Raw genomic sequence first — 14,768 nt, 5'->3', positions numbered from 1 at the left:
CGCCCGCCGTCACCCCTCCTCCCGTCCCCCGTGCGCGCGGGCCAGCGCCCACGCCGGGAAGACGAGCCAGCAGAGCAGGAACCACAGGGCCATCGCGCCGACCAGCCAGAGGGCGAGCGCGTTGTGCAGGGCGACCCGCAGGATCAGCAGCAGCGCCGCGCACATCGTGCAGAACAGCAGCCCGAGGCCGAGCACGGTGAGCCGGGAGGCCCAGGTGACGGTCTGGGGCTTGAGCCGGCGTCCGGTGAGCAACCGGTGGTAGGTCACCGGGCCGATGAGCGCGCCCGCCGTCGCGGAGCCGAGCATCACCGTGATCACGTAGATGGTGCGGTCGGTGCCGGAGAGTTCGGCGAAGCGGGGCTGGAAGACGACGGCGAGCAGAAAGCCGAAGAGGATCTGGACGCCGGTCTGGGCGACGCGCAGTTCCTGGAGGAGGTCGGACCAACGGCGGTCGGCACGCTCCTCCGGCGTCTCGTGGCGTCCCCACTCCGGATCCGGGCCGTGCCGCCCGGCGGGGGTCCGGCTCACCTGGGCCTCCGTTCCGATGTGCGATCGGCACACCTGATCGTCTGCCGGACAACCTAGGGCGTGTCCGGAAAGTTCCGCCTGCTCGGCGACGCCTGGCACGCACGCTCGCCGCGTTGTCGGGATCACCCCGATACATCCAGTATCGGGGCGACCCTCCGCCTTGCGATCGTACGCACCAGACGCCGCCGAGCCCGCCCTACGGGCGGACGGCGCTACTTTCCGGACACGCCCTAGGCCATCGGGTCCCCGGTTCCCGGGAGGCGGGAGGAGCGGTCCAGCCGCGCGCGCAGGTCGGCGGCGAACTCCTCGGCCCTGGCCAGCTGGGTGCGGAGCGTCACGACGCGTTCCTCGGCGGCCCGTTCGAAGCCGTGCACCCGCTCCAGCAGCAGCTCGCGCTCCTCCGGTCCGAGCGGGGCCTCGGCGTCCAGCCGGTCGGTGGCGTCCAGCAGCTCCCCCATCTGCTCCAGGGTGAAGCCGAGCGGCTTCATGCGACGGATGACCATGAGCCGGGCGACGTCCGCCTCGGTGTAGAGCCGGAATCCGCCCCGGGACCGGGCCGACGGCACGACGAGCCCGGCCTCCTCGTAGTGGCGGATGGTCCGCAGCGACAGCTCGGTGCGTGCCGCGACCTCGCCGATCTGCATGTGTCCGTCACCCATGTTCGTCCGTTCCCCGCTCCCGCGCCCCGCCCGTGCGAGGTCCATCTCTACCCTAACGTGAGGGTAGAGTTGTTCCGCTCCGCACACGTCCGGGTGCCCGCCGCCCGGCGGCCCGGACCCGACACGACGGGTCGTTCCCCTTGCTGTCCTCCCCCATACCGTCCCTGAAGGGCCTCACCGCCTCCGTCCGCTCCCCCAAAGTGCTGCGTACCGAGGTCCTGGCGGGTCTGGTGGTCGCGCTGGCCCTGATCCCCGAGGCGATCTCCTTCTCGGTGATCGCGGGCGTCGACCCGCGCATCGGTCTCTTCGCCTCGTTCACCATGGCCGTGACGATCTCGGTCGTGGGCGGCCGGCCGGCCATGATCTCGGCGGCGACGGGTGCGGTCGCCCTGGTCATCGCCCCGCTCAACCGCGAGCACGGCTTCGGGTACCTGGTGGCGGCCGTGATCCTCGGCGGTGTCTTCCAGATCGTGCTCGGCGCGCTGGGGGTCGCCCGGCTGATGCGCTTCGTGCCGCGCAGCGTGATGGTCGGCTTCGTGAACGCGCTGGCGATCCTGATCTTCATGGCCCAGGTGCCCGAGATGCGGGACGTGCCGTGGGCGGTGTACCCGCTGATCGCGGGCGGGCTCGCGCTGCTGGTGTTCTTCCCCCGGATCACCCGGGTCGTCCCGGCGCCGCTCGTCTCCATCACGGCCCTCACCGTGATCACCGTGGGCGCCTCGATCGCGGTGCCCACCGTCGGCGACAAGGGCGCCCTGCCCTCCTCGCTCCCCGTCCCGGGGCTGCCGGACGTCCCGTTCACCCTGGACACCCTGACGACGGTCGCGCCCTACGCGCTGGCCATGGCCCTGGTCGGGCTGATGGAGTCGCTGATGACGGCGAAGCTCGTCGACGAGATCACCGACACCCCCTCCAGCAAGACCCGCGAATCGGTCGGCCAGGGCGTCGCCAACGTGGTGACCGGATTCTTCGGCGGCATGGGCGGCTGCGCGATGATCGGCCAGACCATGATCAACGTACGGGTGTCGGGCGCCCGCACCCGGCTCTCCACGTTCCTGGCCGGGGCGTTCCTGATGGTGCTCTGCATCGTCTTCGGCCCGGTCGTCTCGGACATCCCGATGGCCGCGCTGGTGGCGGTGATGGTCATGGTGTCGGTGGGGACGTTCGACTGGCACTCCGTCGCACCGGCGACGCTGCGCCGGATGCCGCTCGGCGAGACGGGGGTCATGGTCGTCACGGTGGTCTGCGTGGTGGCGACGCACAATCTGGCGATCGGCGTGGTGGTCGGCACGCTCTGCGCCATGGCGGTCTTCGCCCGGCGGGTGTCCCGCGTCGCCTCGGTGACCTCGGTCGCCGACCCGGACGGCGGCAGCGTGCTGTACGCGGTCACCGGGGACCTGTTCTTCGCCTCCGCCAACGATCTGGTCACCCGGTTCGACGTGGCGGGCGACCCGGACCGTGTCGTCGTCGACCTGTCGGCCGCCCGGGTGTGGGACGCCTCGTCGGTCGCGGCGCTGGACGCGGTCACCGCCAAGTACGCGCAACGCGGCAAGACCGTCGAGATCACCGGCCTGGAGGGGCACAGCGCCCGGATCCACGGCACGCTCAGCGGGGAGCTGGCCGCGGGGCACTGACCGGCCCCGGGGTCACGGCACGTCGACGGGGAGCAGCAGTTCGGGGCGGTCCCACATCACGGCGGGCGGAGCGGCGCGCACCGTGCCGGTGCGCCGGGCGCCCATGCCGGCGTAGAAGCCCTCGGCGGGCGGATGCGAGACGACGCGCACGCCGTCCAGACCCGCTCCGCGCGCCTCCGCGCGCAGATGCCCGATCAGCAGGCGGCCGATTCCGGCGCCCTGGGCCGCGTCCGCGACGAACATGAGGTCGAGTTCCGGCGGGTCCAGGACGAGGGCGTAGAAGCCGAACAGCCGGCCGGTGGTCTCCCCCACGGCCGCGTGCACCCGGTGCGTCTCGATGTAGTCGGGTCCCACCCGGTATCCGGCGACCATGGGCGCGTACGGGCCGCGGTAGGCCCCGGAGCCGCGGACCAGCCGGCTCAGCCGCCCGGCGTCCCGGGCCGCGGCCCGTCGGATGCGGATGTCCTCGCCCAGCACGCGCCGGGCGCGGTCCCTCGTACGTGATCCCACGTCACGAGTATGACGTGCGCCCCCGCGGGCCCCGGACCGCCGGGGGCGGGATCAGTGGCCGGCGCGGGCGGCCCGCCACTCCTCGGTCACCGCCTCGACGTCGAAGGGCGCGAGCTTCAGGGGCGGGCCGGGCGGCGGGCGGCGCACCGCCGCCTCGATCCGCTCGTTCACCTCGGCCAGCCGGCGGCGGACCTCCGCCTCTGTGCGGATGCCGGGCAGGGCCTCGCGCAGGTCCTCGGCCTCCTTGCGCAGCGCCAGCGCGGGCGGCAGCACGGAGATGCCCTCGCGGCGCATCTTCTCCTTGATCCACCATTCCTCGTCGTACGGCCGGTCGAGGCCTTCGAGGGGTTTGCCGAACCCGGGCAGCCGTGAGACGTCACCCCGCTGTTCGGCGGCGCGGATCTGGTGGTCGACCCAGGACTCGAAGCTGACACCGGCCGGTTTGCGCTCGGTCACCGTACTGACTCCTTCGGGAGGGCTCGGGTGCTGCGGTCCCTCCACGATAGGGCCGGCCCGGTGCCGTCCGGGTCAGTTGGGGTGGACGTCCGCGCTGCCGGGCGCCCGGAAGGCCGGGCCGAAGCCGGGGGCCGCCACCACCAGTTCCTCGCGCAGCCGCCGCAGCGCCGCGTCGGGGACGCGCAGCCCGTTGCGGAGATAGCCGTCCAGTCCGCCCCAGCGCTCGTCCATGGCGTCGAGCGCGGTGTCGAGGTAGCGGGGGCGGACCTCGACGATCGCGGAGGCGATCTCCGGGTCGCCGCCCGCGTCGAGATAGCCCTGGACGTACGGCCTGAAGGCGACCCGGACCACGGGGTTCACCGCGAGGAACTCCGTGCGCACGGTGTCCCGGGAGGCGCCGAGCACCAGCAGCAGCACGGCGGCTGCCCAGCCGGTGCGGTCCTTGCCGGCCGTGCAGTGGAAGAGCACGGGGCGCGCGGCGTCGTCGGCGGCCGTCTCCAGGAAGGCCCGGTAGGCGGCCGCGGCCCGGGGCGAGAGCACCATCTGCCGGTAGGTCTGGGCGAACAGCTCCTGCGCCCGGCCGCCGCCCAGCAGCCGTTCGGCCTCGGCCGGATCGCCGAGCAGGGCGCGGAGCCGGGCCGGGGCCACGCCCGGGTCGTCGCCGAGGACGTCGGCGACGAACAGCCGGGCGCCCTCCGGCAGGCGGTCGGGGGCCGATCCGCGTTCGTCCGCCGTGCGCAGGTCGACGACGGTGCGGATGCCGAGGGACGCGAGGGCCGCGTCGTGCGCCGCGTCCAGTCCGTGGAGCTGGCCGGAGCGCAGCACCACGCCCGCGCGTACCTGTCTGCCCGGTCCGAGGGCGATGCCGCCCAGATCCCGGAGATTGAGAACGGAGGCTGCCGGAAGGGCCCTGGCGGTGTGCACGATGAACGTCCCCTTTTCCCGGCCCGTATCCGTATCGACGTCGGACCGGCCGGATAAAAATCGCATGATGTCGAGAAATCGACGGAACGGAACGCCGATGATCATCGATCGGGCCGTCGTCCGACGGGAAACGCGAGACGCCCGGCCGGAGCCGTGTGCGCTCAGCCGGCCAGCAGTTTCGCCTTCTGCGCCTCGAACTCGGCGTCGGTGAGGACGCCCTGCTTCTTGAGTTCGGCCAGGCGCTCCAGCCGGCTGATCAGATCGTCGGCCGGCGCGGCGGCCGGCTGCGGGGCGGCCTGCTGCTGCGCGGCCTGCGCCTGCATCTGCTCGCGCAGTTGCTCGTCGGCCGTCTGCTGGGCCTCGTCCTCGGCGAACCGCGCCTGCTGGCGGCGCTGGACGCGGCCGCTGACGGCGGAGGCGGTGCCCGCCACCACGGCGGTACGCGCCACCGTGCCGAGCAGGCCGGGGCCTCGGCGGTTCATTCCAGGTCCTCGAAGGATCGGCATGTCGACACGCCTTTCGGTGCGGGGGCGGGGGTCAGTCGGCGGCCGCGGCGGCCAGGGCGGCCTCCGCCACGTCGGCGGGGATGCGCTCGTGGGCGACGAGCAGACCGCCGGCCTCGCGCACCGCCTCGGTCAGCGGCACCGCCCACAGGTCCTCCCAGACGACGAGCGCCGCGGAGCTGCCGGGCGGCACGCTCGCGCCGAGCGTCGCGATGTCCTCGTCGTTGAGCATGCCGGAGACACGGCCGTCGACGGGTTCGAAGGAGACGAGGTCGTCGGGGTCGAGGTCCTCCAGCTCGATCGTCTCGACCGTGCCGTCCTCCGCGCGGTGCACGAAGGTCAGGTCGATGATCCGCACGGCCTTCGACGCGACCGCCTCGGCGAGCGCGGGGGCGATGGCTCCGGTGAACCGGCTCCCGGGGAAGGCGACGACGAGGTACTCCACAGGTCCCACAGCCACGGGTGTGTCCTCTCCGGATGGATGGATTGCCAGCAGCATAACTTCGGACATTTACGGCTGCACTGCGAGAAATCATCCAGAAATGCTCGATTCTCACTGGAGCCGGATCCGGGGTTACGCGACGGTATGTAAGGGATCACGTGCGCGGAGGGAGGGAAAGGTCACAGGTCGAGCCTCTGCAGCCCCTCCGGGACCTGTCCTAGCATCTGGGCATGACGGTCCAACCTGCCGACGGGCTTTCGCTGGCCGCCGAATTCCCCGATCCCGCCCCTGAGCAGTGGCAGAGCCTCGTCGAAGGCGTGCTGCGCAAATCGGGCAAGGACCTGACGGGTTCGGCCGCCGAGGAAGCACTGTCCACCACGGTGGAGGACGGGCTCATCACGCGCCCCCTCTACACCGCGCGCGACGACGCGCCCGACGCCGGTCTCCCGGGCTTCGCCCCGTACACCCGCGGCAGCACGCCCCAGGGCGGCGCCGAAGGCGGGTGGGGCGTCCGTCAGCGGCACGCCTCGGCCGATCCCGGGAAGCTGAACGAGGCCCTGCTCACCGATCTGGAGAACGGCACCACGTCGGTGTGGCTCGCCGTCGGCGGCACCGACGGCGTCCCGGTCCCCGGCCTCGCCCGCGCCCTGGCCGGCGTCCACCTCGACCTGGCCCCGCTCGTCCTGGACGCCGGCGCCGAACTCGACGCCGCCGCAGCGGAGTTGTTCCGCATCCAGGAGGAGCGCGGACTCGCGGCCGACGCCCTGCGCGGCGGACTCGGCGCCGACCCGCTGGGGCTGGCCGCCCGCACCGGCGAGGACGCGGTCCTGGAGTCCGCCGTCCGCTGGGCGCGCCACTGCGCCACCGGATTCCCCGGGCTGCGCGCCCTGACCGTGGACGCCCTGCCGTACCACGAGGCCGGCGGCTCGGCCGCCGAGGAGCTGGGGGCCTCCCTCGCCACGGGCGTCGCCTATCTGCGCGCGCTCACCGGGGCCGGTCTCGACACGGAGCAGGCCCTCGGCCAGCTGGAGTTCCGCTACGCGGCCACCGCCGACCAGTTCCTGACCATCGCCAAGCTGCGCGCCGCGCGCCGACTGTGGGCGCGGATCGCCGAGGTCTGCGGGGCGCCCGCGTCCGGGGCGCAGCACCAGCACGCGGTGACCTCGCCGGTCATGATGACGCGGCGCGATCCGTGGGTGAACATGCTGCGGACCACGCTGGCCTGTCTGGGCGCGGGGGTGGGCGGGGCCGAGGCGGTCACCGTGCTCCCCTTCGACCACGCCCTCGGCCTGCCGGACGCCTTCGCCCGGCGCATCGCGCGCAACACCTCCACGATCCTGCTGGAGGAGTCGCACCTGGCCCGGGTCATCGACCCGGCGGGCGGCTCCTGGTACGTGGAGCGGCTGACGGACGAACTCGCCGGGTCCGCCTATGCGTTCTTCCAGGAGATCGAGCGGGCCGGCGGCCAGGCCGCGGCGCTCGCCTCGGGCATGGTCGCCGAGCGGATCGCCGCCACCTGGGCGGCCCGCAGCAAGGACCTGGCCCGGCGCAAGGAACCGATCACCGGGGTCAGCGAGTTCCCGCTGCTCGACGAGCGCCCCGTGGAGCGCGAACCGCTGCCGCGCCCCGCCGCGCGCGGCGGTCTGCCGGTGGTCCGCCGGGACGAGGCCTTCGAGGCCCTGCGCGCCCGCTCCGACGCCCGTCTGGCGGCGAGCGGCAGCCGGCCGACGGTCTTCCTGGCCGCGCTCGGCCCCGCCTCGGTGCACACCGCGCGCGCCTCGTTCGCCGCGAACCTCTTCCGGGCGGGCGGCATCGAGCCCGTCCACGAGCCGGTCCAGGTGGACGCGGCCACGGTCGCCGAGGCCTTCGCGGCCTCGGGGAGCGAGGTGGCGTGCCTGTGCTCCAGCGACGCGCTCTACGCCGAACAGGCGGAGGAGGTCGCGCGGGCGCTGGCCGCCGCGGGTGCGCGACGGGTGTACCTGGCGGGCAGGCCCGGCACGTACCGGGGCGTGGACGAGTACGTCCATGTCGGCTGCGACGTGGTGGCCGTGCTCTCTTCCCTTCTCGACCGGATGGGTGTGGCGTAATGCGGATCCCCGACTTCTCCGACATCGACCTCGGACCGGGCGACGGCGCCGGGGCGACCGAGGACCAGTGGCGGTCGGCCGTCAAGGAGTCCTCCGGGACCTCCGACGACGATCTGCTCTGGCAGACCCCGGAAGGGATCGCGGTCAAGCCGCTGTACACCGGCCGGGACCTGGAGGGCGTCGACTTCCTCGGCACGTACCCGGGCATCGCCCCGTATCTGCGCGGGCCCTACCCGACCATGTACGTCAACCAGCCCTGGACGATCCGCCAGTACGCCGGCTTCTCCACGGCCGAGGAGTCCAACGCCTTCTACCGGCGCAACCTCGCGGCCGGGCAGAAGGGTCTCTCGGTCGCCTTCGACCTGCCGACCCACCGCGGTTACGACAGCGACCACCCCCGGGTGACCGGTGACGTCGGCATGGCCGGGGTCGCGATCGACTCGATCTACGACATGCGCCAGCTGTTCGACGGCATCCCGCTGGACCGCATGTCCGTGTCGATGACGATGAACGGGGCGGTGCTCCCCGTGCTCGCGCTGTACATCGTGGCCGCCGAGGAGCAGGGCGTACCGCCCGAGAAGCTGGCCGGGACCATTCAGAACGACATTCTGAAGGAGTTCATGGTCCGCAACACCTACATCTATCCGCCGAAGCCGTCGATGCGGATCATCTCCGACATCTTCTCGTTCACCTCGCAGAAGATGCCGCGCTACAACTCGATCTCCATCTCCGGCTACCACATCCAGGAGGCCGGGGCGACGGCCGATCTGGAGCTGGCCTACACCCTGGCGGACGGGGTGGAGTATCTGCGGGCGGGCCGGGACGCCGGGCTGGACGTGGACGCGTTCGCGCCGCGGCTCTCGTTCTTCTGGGCGATCGGCATGAACTTCTTCATGGAGATCGCCAAGCTGCGGGCGGCCCGGCTGCTCTGGGCCAAGCTGGTCGGACAGTTCGGCCCAGAGAATCCCAAGTCCCTTTCGCTGCGCACCCATTCCCAGACCTCGGGCTGGTCGCTGACCGCGCAGGACGTGTTCAACAACGTGACGCGCACCTGTGTCGAGGCGATGGCCGCCACGCAGGGCCACACCCAGTCCCTGCACACCAACGCGCTCGACGAGGCGCTGGCGCTGCCGACCGACTTCTCGGCGCGCATCGCCCGCAACACCCAGCTGCTCCTCCAGCAGGAGTCCGGCACCGGACGGGTCATCGACCCGTGGGGCGGCAGCGCGTACGTGGAGAAGCTGACGTACGACCTGGCGCGGCGGGCCTGGCAGCACATCGAGGAGGTCGAGGCGGCGGGCGGCATGGCCAAGGCCATCGACGCCGGCATCCCCAAGCTGCGCATCGAGGAGGCCGCGGCCCGCGCCCAGGCCCGGATCGACTCCGGCCGCCAGCCGGTGATCGGCGTCAACAAGTACCGGGTCGGGACCGACGAGCAGATCGATGTGCTCAAGGTCGACAACACCGCCGTCCGCGCCCAGCAGATCGAGAAGCTGCGCCGGCTGCGCGAGGAGCGCGACGAGCAGGCCTGCCAGGACGCGCTGCGCGCGCTGACGGAGGCGGCCGGGCGCGAGCCGGGTCCGGGGCTCGACGGCAATCTGCTGGCGCTGGCCGTCGACGCGGCGCGCGCGATGGCCACGGTCGGCGAGATCTCCGACGCCCTGGAGAAGGTGTTCGGCCGGCACGCGGGCCAGATCCGTACGATCTCCGGTGTGTACCGCAACGAGGCAGGGGAGTCGCCGTCCGTGGAGCGCACCCGCGCGCTGGTCGACGCGTTCGAGGAGGCGGAGGGGCGGCGTCCGCGCATCCTGGTCGCCAAGATGGGCCAGGACGGCCACGACCGGGGGCAGAAGGTGATCGCGACCGCCTTCGCCGACCTGGGCTTCGACGTGGACGTGGGCCCGCTGTTCCAGACGCCGGGCGAGGTCGCCCGGCAGGCGGTCGAGGCGGACGTGCACATCGTGGGCGTCTCGTCGCTGGCCGCCGGCCACCTCACGCTCGTTCCGGCGCTCCGCGAGGAGCTGGCCGCGGAGGGGCGCGAGGACATCATGATCGTGGTGGGCGGGGTCATTCCGCCGCAGGACGTGGAGGCGCTGCACGAGGCGGGTGCCGCGGCCGTGTTCCCGCCCGGGACGGTGATCCCCGACGCGGCCCACGATCTCGTGACGCGGCTGGGCGCCTCGCTCGGCCACGAGCTGTGAGCCGCTGATCCGATGGCGGCGAGGATCGATCTCGACGGATATGTGAAGGGGGTGCTCGACGGGAAGCGGGCGCACATCGCGCGCGCCATCACGCTCGTCGAGTCCACCCGGCCCGATCACCGGGACCTGGCACAGCAGTTGCTCAAGGCACTGCTGCCGTACTCGGGCCGGGCCCGGCGCATCGGTGTCAGCGGGGTGCCCGGGGTCGGGAAGTCCACGTTCATCGACGCGCTCGGCACGATGCTCACCGGGCTCGGGCACCGGGTCGCGGTGCTGGCCGTGGACCCGTCGTCCAGCCGTACCGGCGGCTCCATCCTGGGCGACAAGACCCGGATGGAGCGGCTCGCGGTGGATCCGGCCGCGTTCGTCCGCCCCTCCCCCACCGCGGGAACGCTGGGCGGGGTGGCGAAGGCGACCCGCGAGTCCATCGTGGTGATGGAGGCGGCGGGCTACGACGTGGTGCTGGTGGAGACGGTCGGGGTCGGCCAGTCGGAGACGGCGGTCGCCCAGATGGTCGACACGTTTCTGCTGCTGACCCTGGCCCGTACGGGTGACCAGCTCCAGGGCATCAAGAAGGGGGTGCTGGAGCTCGCGGACGCCATCGCGGTGAACAAGGCCGACGGGCCGCACGAGCGGGACGCCCGTTCGGCGGCGCGCGAACTGGCGGGCGCGCTGCGGCTGATGCACCCGGCCGACGCGGCGTGGACGCCGCCGGTCCTCACGTGCAGTGCGCGCGAGTCCACCGGTCTGGACACCCTGTGGGAGCGGCTGGAGCAGCACCGGGCGCTGCTGGAGTCGACGGGCGCGCTCGCGGCCCGGCGCAGCGAGCAGCAGGTCGACTGGGCCTGGACGATGGTGCGCGAGGAACTGCTGGAGAGTCTGCGCGCCCATCCCGGGGTGCGCGCCCTGGCCCCGGAGGTCGAACGCCAGGTCCGGGAGGGCACGTTGCCCGCGACCTCGGCGGCCGAGCGGATCCTGGCGGTGTTCCGGGGCGGGGACGGGGCCGGCGCGGCCCGCTGATCCCCCCGTCCACGGACGCCGGCGCCCTCCGGGGGCCGGCGTCCGGTCAGGTCCGGGCGTGGAGCGCGGCGGTGTGCTCGCGGACCTGCTCGGGCGTCAGATAGGCGTCGGTGTACTCGAAGTCCCGGAGCGTGGCGGGCTTGCGGGACTGGAATCCGGTACGGACGAAGTCGTCGCCGGCCGCCGCGTTGATCAGCCAGTTGGTCATCACCCGGGCCTTGGCCACATTGGTGCGCAGCGCCGACCAGTGGTAGCCGCGGGCCACGGCCTGGGCGGCGATGCCGTGCATCTCGATGCCGAGCGGCTTGGAGACGGCGTCCTTGCCGCCGAGGTCGACGACGAGCCCGAGGTCCTTGTGGACGTAGGGCTGGAGCGGCTGGTGGCGCAGGGTGGCCAGCAGATTGTCGGCGAGCCTGCGGCCCTGACGCATGGCGTGCTGGGCGGTGGGCGGGCAGACCGCGCCGTCGCCCTTGACCAGGTCCGGTACGGCGGCCGCGTCGCCGAGGGCGAAGACGCCGTCGAAGCCGGGCAGGGTCATCTCCGGGGTGACGGCGAGCCGGCCGCGCACGGTCTCCGCGCCGAAGGTGGCGACCAGCGGGCTGGCCGCGACTCCGGCCGTCCAGATCAGGGTGCGGCAGGGCAGCACCCGGCCGTCGGTGAAGGTCACCGACTCGGGACCGGCCTCGGCCACGGAGACCCCGAGCGACACCTCGATGCCCCGGTCCCGGAGCATCCGCAGCGCGCTCTCGCCCAGTTTGTCGCCCAGTTCGGGCATGAGCTTCGGGGCGATGTCGATCAGGTGCCACTTGATGAGCCGGGGGTCCAGCCGGGGGTAGTGGCGCAGGGCGCTGCTGGTGAGGCGCTGGAGGCAGGCGGCCGTCTCGGTGCCCGCGTAGCCGCCGCCGACGACGACGAACTGGAGCCGGGAGGCCCGTTCGTCCTCGTCGTCGCTGGCGTCGGCGAGATCCAGCTGGGCGATCACGTGGTCTCGTACGTACGCCGCCTCGGCGAGCGTCTTCATGCCGCGGGCGTGGTCGAGGAGTCCGGGGATGTCGAAGGTGCGGGTGACGCTCCCGGGACTGAGCACGAGGTGGTCGTAGGGTTCGTAGACGATCTCGTCGGTGATCTTTCGGACGACACAGATCTTCGCCTTGGCGTCCACACCGATCGCCCCGCCGGGGACGATACGGGTGCGGTGCCGGCTGCTGCGGCGCAGCGACACGGCGACGGACTGCGGGGTGAGGACGCCGGAGGCGACCTGGGGCAGCAGCGGCAGATAGAGCTGGTACGAGAACGGGGCGACGAGCACGATGTCCGCCTCGCCCGGCCGGAGCCGGCGCTCCAGACGGCGTACGCACTCGACCCCGGCGAAACCTGCTCCGACAACGAGAATCCTGGGTCGTGCCACAGTCTTCGTCCCTTCTCGGGTCTGCACGGTCGTCCGTGCGCCTGCCCCGTGACACGCGCCCGTCACCCCTCATCTTCACGAGGCCGGGGCGAGTCCGCCTCCCGGGACGGCGGAACGGACGACGGGGCCCCGGTCAGCGGGCGAGGCCGCAGACGAGGGCGCCGGCCCCGGCCGCGGTGGCGGCGCAGAGCAGTGCGGCGGCCACACAGCGGGCCCTGAGGACGCGGTAGCGCTCGGTGTACTCGCCGCGCAGTTCGGCGGACCGGTCGGCGACGCGGACGAGCATCGTCCGCGAGACGGCGGCGCGGTCGGCGGCGTAGACCCGCTCCACGTCCTCGCGCTGGGCCGTGGTCAGCCACGGCAGCGCGTCGGTGAAGCGGCGCGCCTCCCGGCGCGCCTGCTCCAGTTCGGCGCTCCAGAGCAGATAGCCCTCCATCCGGGCCAGGCCCCGGGCACATTCCCCGTCGTGGTCCCGGCGCACCGGCCTCTCCTCTCCCCGTGCGCCCCGCCTCACGCCTGCCGGTCCCCCGGCGCCACGGTCATGGAGTGCTCGGTGCGGTTCACGGCCTCGTCCAGTTCGCGTACGGCGGGGTGGTGGAGGTCGAAGGCCGGGGACTCGGAGCGGATCCGGGGCAGGGTGACGAAGTTGTGGCGCGGCGGCGGGCACGAGGTGGCCCATTCGAGGGAACGGCCGTAGCCCCACGGGTCGTCCACTCCGACCATCTCCCCCTGGGTGGCGGTCTTCCAGACGTTGTAGAGGAAGGGCAGCATCGACAGGCCGAGCAGGAACGAGGAGATCGTCGAGATCGTGTTCAGCGCGGTGAAGCCGTCGGCGGCCAGGTAGTCGGCGTAACGGCGGGGCATGCCCTCGGCGCCGAGCCAGTGCTGCACCAGGAAGGTGCCGTGGAAGCCCACGAAGAGCGTCCAGAAGGTCATCTTCCCGAGCCGTTCGTCGAGCATCTTGCCGGTGAACTTGGGCCACCAGAAGTGGAATCCGGCGAACATCGCGAAGACCACGGTGCCGAAGACGACGTAGTGGAAGTGCGCGACCACGAAGTAGGTGTCCGAGACGTGGAAGTCCATCGGCGGCGAGGCGAGGATGACGCCGGTCAGCCCGCCGAAGAGGAAGGTGACGAGGAAGCCGACGGACCAGAGCATCGGCGTCTCGAAGGAGAGCGAGCCGTGCCACATCGTGCCGATCCAGTTGAAGAACTTCACCCCGGTGGGCACGGCGATGAGGAAGGTCATGAACGAGAAGAAGGGCAGCAGCACCCCGCCGGTGACGTACATGTGGTGGGCCCACACGGTGATGGACAGGCCCGCGATGGCGATCGTGGCGCCGATCAGCCCGATGTAGCCGAAGATCGGTTTGCGGCTGAAGACCGGGATGATCTCGCTGACGATTCCGAAGAACGGCAGCGCGATGATGTAGACCTCGGGATGGCCGAAGAACCAGAAGAGGTGCTGCCAGAGCAGCGCGCCCCCGTTCGCCGGGTTGAAGACCTGGGCGCCGAACTTCCGGTCCGCCTCCAGGGCCAGCAGGGCGGCGGCCAGGACCGGGAAGGCCAGCAGCACCAGGACCGCGGTCAGCAGCACGTTCCAGACGAAGATCGGCATCCGGAACATCGTCATGCCGGGGGCGCGCATGCAGATGATCGTGGTGATGAAGTTGACCGAGCCGAGGATCGTGCCGAAACCGGAGAAGGCCAGGCCCATGATCCACATGTCGCCGCCGATGCCGGGCGAGCGGACGGCGTCGGTGAGCGGGGAGTAGGCGAACCAGCCGAAGTCGGCGGCGCCGTTGGGGGTGAGGAAGCCCGCGACCACCAGGAGCGAGCCGAAGAGGTAGAGCCAGTAGGCGAACATGTTCAGCCGCGGGAACGCCACGTCGGGCGCGCCGATCTGGAGCGGCATGATCCAGTTGGTGAAGCCGGCGAAGAGCGGGGTGGCGAACATCAGCAGCATGATCGTGCCGTGGATGGTGAACGCCTGGTTGAACTGCTCGTTGGAGATCAGCTGGAGCCCGGGGCGGGCCAGTTCGGCGCGCATGACGAGCGCGAGGATGCCGCCGAGGAGGAAGAACGCGAAGGAGGTGACCAGGTACAGCGTGCCGATGGTCTTGTGGTCGGTGGTGGTCAGCCAGGTGACGACCACCTTGCCGCGCTGCCTGCCGCGCACCGGGAGCTCGTTGGCGTAGTCCGCCTCCTCCTCCGCCGGCCCTGCCGTGCCCGTCGTCGTCACTGGGCGCTCCCTCGTTCGTCACCGTGCCTGGTTGCCGGTTGCAGCAAACCAGCCGGCGGCCCGCCGGGGGCGGCCCGCCGCCCGTCACGGGGCGGGTTTCACCCGTCAGGGGGTCCCCGTCGTCGCCGGGCGGCGGACAGCGGCCGGGACCGGGC

The 14,768-nt window shown here is 72.2% G+C and carries 14 protein-coding genes; 4 read left to right on the top strand and 10 right to left on the bottom strand.

Going from position 1 to position 14,768, the window contains the following annotated elements; genetic code table 11:
• Positions 1-9: 9 nt before the first annotated feature.
• Together ACZ4FH_RS18605 and ACZ4FH_RS18600 are read right to left on the bottom strand one after the other, a co-directional pair.
• Entirely contained in the window at positions 10-528 is a 519-nt protein-coding gene (locus ACZ4FH_RS18605; RefSeq protein ID WP_467305883.1) for a DUF6328 family protein, read from the bottom strand.
• 230 nt (positions 529-758) lie between these two features.
• Positions 759-1,187, bottom strand: a complete 429-nt coding sequence (locus ACZ4FH_RS18600; protein WP_467305882.1) for a MerR family transcriptional regulator — start codon at positions 1,185-1,187, stop codon at positions 759-761.
• A gap of 143 nt (positions 1,188-1,330) precedes the next feature.
• Between ACZ4FH_RS18600 and ACZ4FH_RS18595 the strand changes: the two genes are divergently transcribed.
• Positions 1,331-2,821, top strand: a complete 1,491-nt coding sequence (locus ACZ4FH_RS18595; RefSeq protein ID WP_467306216.1) for a SulP family inorganic anion transporter — start codon at positions 1,331-1,333, stop codon at positions 2,819-2,821.
• A 12-nt stretch (positions 2,822-2,833) separates the two neighbouring features.
• Here the strand turns inward: ACZ4FH_RS18595 and ACZ4FH_RS18590 are convergent, their stop codons facing one another.
• The 5 genes from ACZ4FH_RS18590 to ACZ4FH_RS18570 all read right to left on the bottom strand — a co-directional run bounded on the left by ACZ4FH_RS18590 (position 2,834) and on the right by ACZ4FH_RS18570 (position 5,659).
• On the bottom strand, positions 2,834-3,331 hold the full coding sequence (locus ACZ4FH_RS18590) for a GNAT family N-acetyltransferase (RefSeq protein ID WP_467305880.1): 498 nt from the start codon (positions 3,329-3,331) through the stop codon (positions 2,834-2,836).
• A 51-nt stretch (positions 3,332-3,382) separates the two neighbouring features.
• Complete coding sequence (locus ACZ4FH_RS18585; RefSeq protein ID WP_467305879.1) at positions 3,383-3,787, bottom strand: DnaJ family domain-containing protein; 405 nt, start codon at positions 3,785-3,787, stop codon at positions 3,383-3,385.
• 72 nt (positions 3,788-3,859) lie between these two features.
• Complete coding sequence (locus ACZ4FH_RS18580; protein WP_467305877.1) at positions 3,860-4,711, bottom strand: tyrosine-protein phosphatase; 852 nt, start codon at positions 4,709-4,711, stop codon at positions 3,860-3,862.
• A gap of 161 nt (positions 4,712-4,872) precedes the next feature.
• On the bottom strand, positions 4,873-5,193 hold the full coding sequence (locus ACZ4FH_RS18575; protein ID WP_467305876.1) for an SHOCT domain-containing protein: 321 nt from the start codon (positions 5,191-5,193) through the stop codon (positions 4,873-4,875).
• Positions 5,194-5,248: 55 nt separating this feature from the next.
• The gene (locus ACZ4FH_RS18570; protein ID WP_467306215.1) at positions 5,249-5,659 is read right to left on the bottom strand and encodes a DUF6325 family protein; all 411 of its coding nucleotides are present in this window, start codon (positions 5,657-5,659) and stop codon (positions 5,249-5,251) included.
• A 227-nt stretch (positions 5,660-5,886) separates the two neighbouring features.
• On the opposite strand from ACZ4FH_RS18570, the gene ACZ4FH_RS18565 reads away from it, so the two are divergent.
• From ACZ4FH_RS18565 to meaB, 3 genes are read left to right on the top strand one after another with little or no spacing between them, the layout of a single operon-like run.
• Complete coding sequence (locus ACZ4FH_RS18565) at positions 5,887-7,743, top strand: methylmalonyl-CoA mutase family protein (RefSeq protein WP_467305875.1); 1,857 nt, start codon at positions 5,887-5,889, stop codon at positions 7,741-7,743.
• Positions 7,743-9,944: a methylmalonyl-CoA mutase gene (gene scpA / locus ACZ4FH_RS18560; RefSeq protein WP_467305874.1), complete on the top strand. Its 2,202-nt coding sequence runs from the start codon at positions 7,743-7,745 to the stop codon at positions 9,942-9,944. Before ACZ4FH_RS18565 ends, scpA begins: the two co-directional genes overlap by 1 nt.
• Before the next feature lie 12 nt (positions 9,945-9,956).
• On the top strand, positions 9,957-10,964 hold the full coding sequence (gene meaB, locus ACZ4FH_RS18555) for a methylmalonyl Co-A mutase-associated GTPase MeaB (RefSeq protein ID WP_467305872.1): 1,008 nt from the start codon (positions 9,957-9,959) through the stop codon (positions 10,962-10,964).
• Between the two features lie 46 nt (positions 10,965-11,010).
• Here meaB and ACZ4FH_RS18550 read toward each other — a convergent pair whose 3' ends face one another.
• From ACZ4FH_RS18550 to ctaD, 3 genes are all read right to left on the bottom strand, one after another.
• Entirely contained in the window at positions 11,011-12,372 is a 1,362-nt protein-coding gene (locus ACZ4FH_RS18550) for an NAD(P)/FAD-dependent oxidoreductase (RefSeq protein ID WP_467305871.1), read from the bottom strand.
• A gap of 133 nt (positions 12,373-12,505) precedes the next feature.
• Positions 12,506-12,808, bottom strand: a complete 303-nt coding sequence (locus tag ACZ4FH_RS18545) for a hypothetical protein (protein WP_467306213.1) — start codon at positions 12,806-12,808, stop codon at positions 12,506-12,508.
• 74 nt (positions 12,809-12,882) lie between these two features.
• A complete protein-coding gene (gene ctaD, locus ACZ4FH_RS18540) occupies positions 12,883-14,613 on the bottom strand; it encodes an aa3-type cytochrome oxidase subunit I (protein ID WP_467305870.1) in 1,731 nt (576 codons plus the stop codon).
• Between the last annotated feature and the right edge of the window lie 155 nt (positions 14,614-14,768).

This window comes from Streptomyces sp. NPDC024555 (genome assembly GCF_055559335.1).
This window is presented reverse-complemented; position numbering and strand designations above follow the sequence as displayed.

Bases quoted from the DNA above. Each gene is read 5' to 3' on its own strand.
- ACZ4FH_RS18600 (WP_467305882.1), bottom strand. From the start codon at position 1,187: ATGGGTGACGGACACATGCAGATCGGCGAGGTCGCGGCACGCACCGAG.
- ACZ4FH_RS18575 (WP_467305876.1), bottom strand. From the start codon at position 5,193: ATGAACCGCCGAGGCCCCGGCCTGCTCGGCACGGTGGCGCGTACCGCC.
- ACZ4FH_RS18565 (WP_467305875.1), top strand. From the start codon at position 5,887: ATGACGGTCCAACCTGCCGACGGGCTTTCGCTGGCCGCCGAATTCCCC.
- scpA (WP_467305874.1), top strand. From the start codon at position 7,743: ATGCGGATCCCCGACTTCTCCGACATCGACCTCGGACCGGGCGACGGC.
- meaB (WP_467305872.1), top strand. From the start codon at position 9,957: ATGGCGGCGAGGATCGATCTCGACGGATATGTGAAGGGGGTGCTCGAC.
- ACZ4FH_RS18545 (WP_467306213.1), bottom strand. From the start codon at position 12,808: ATGGAGGGCTATCTGCTCTGGAGCGCCGAACTGGAGCAGGCGCGCCGG.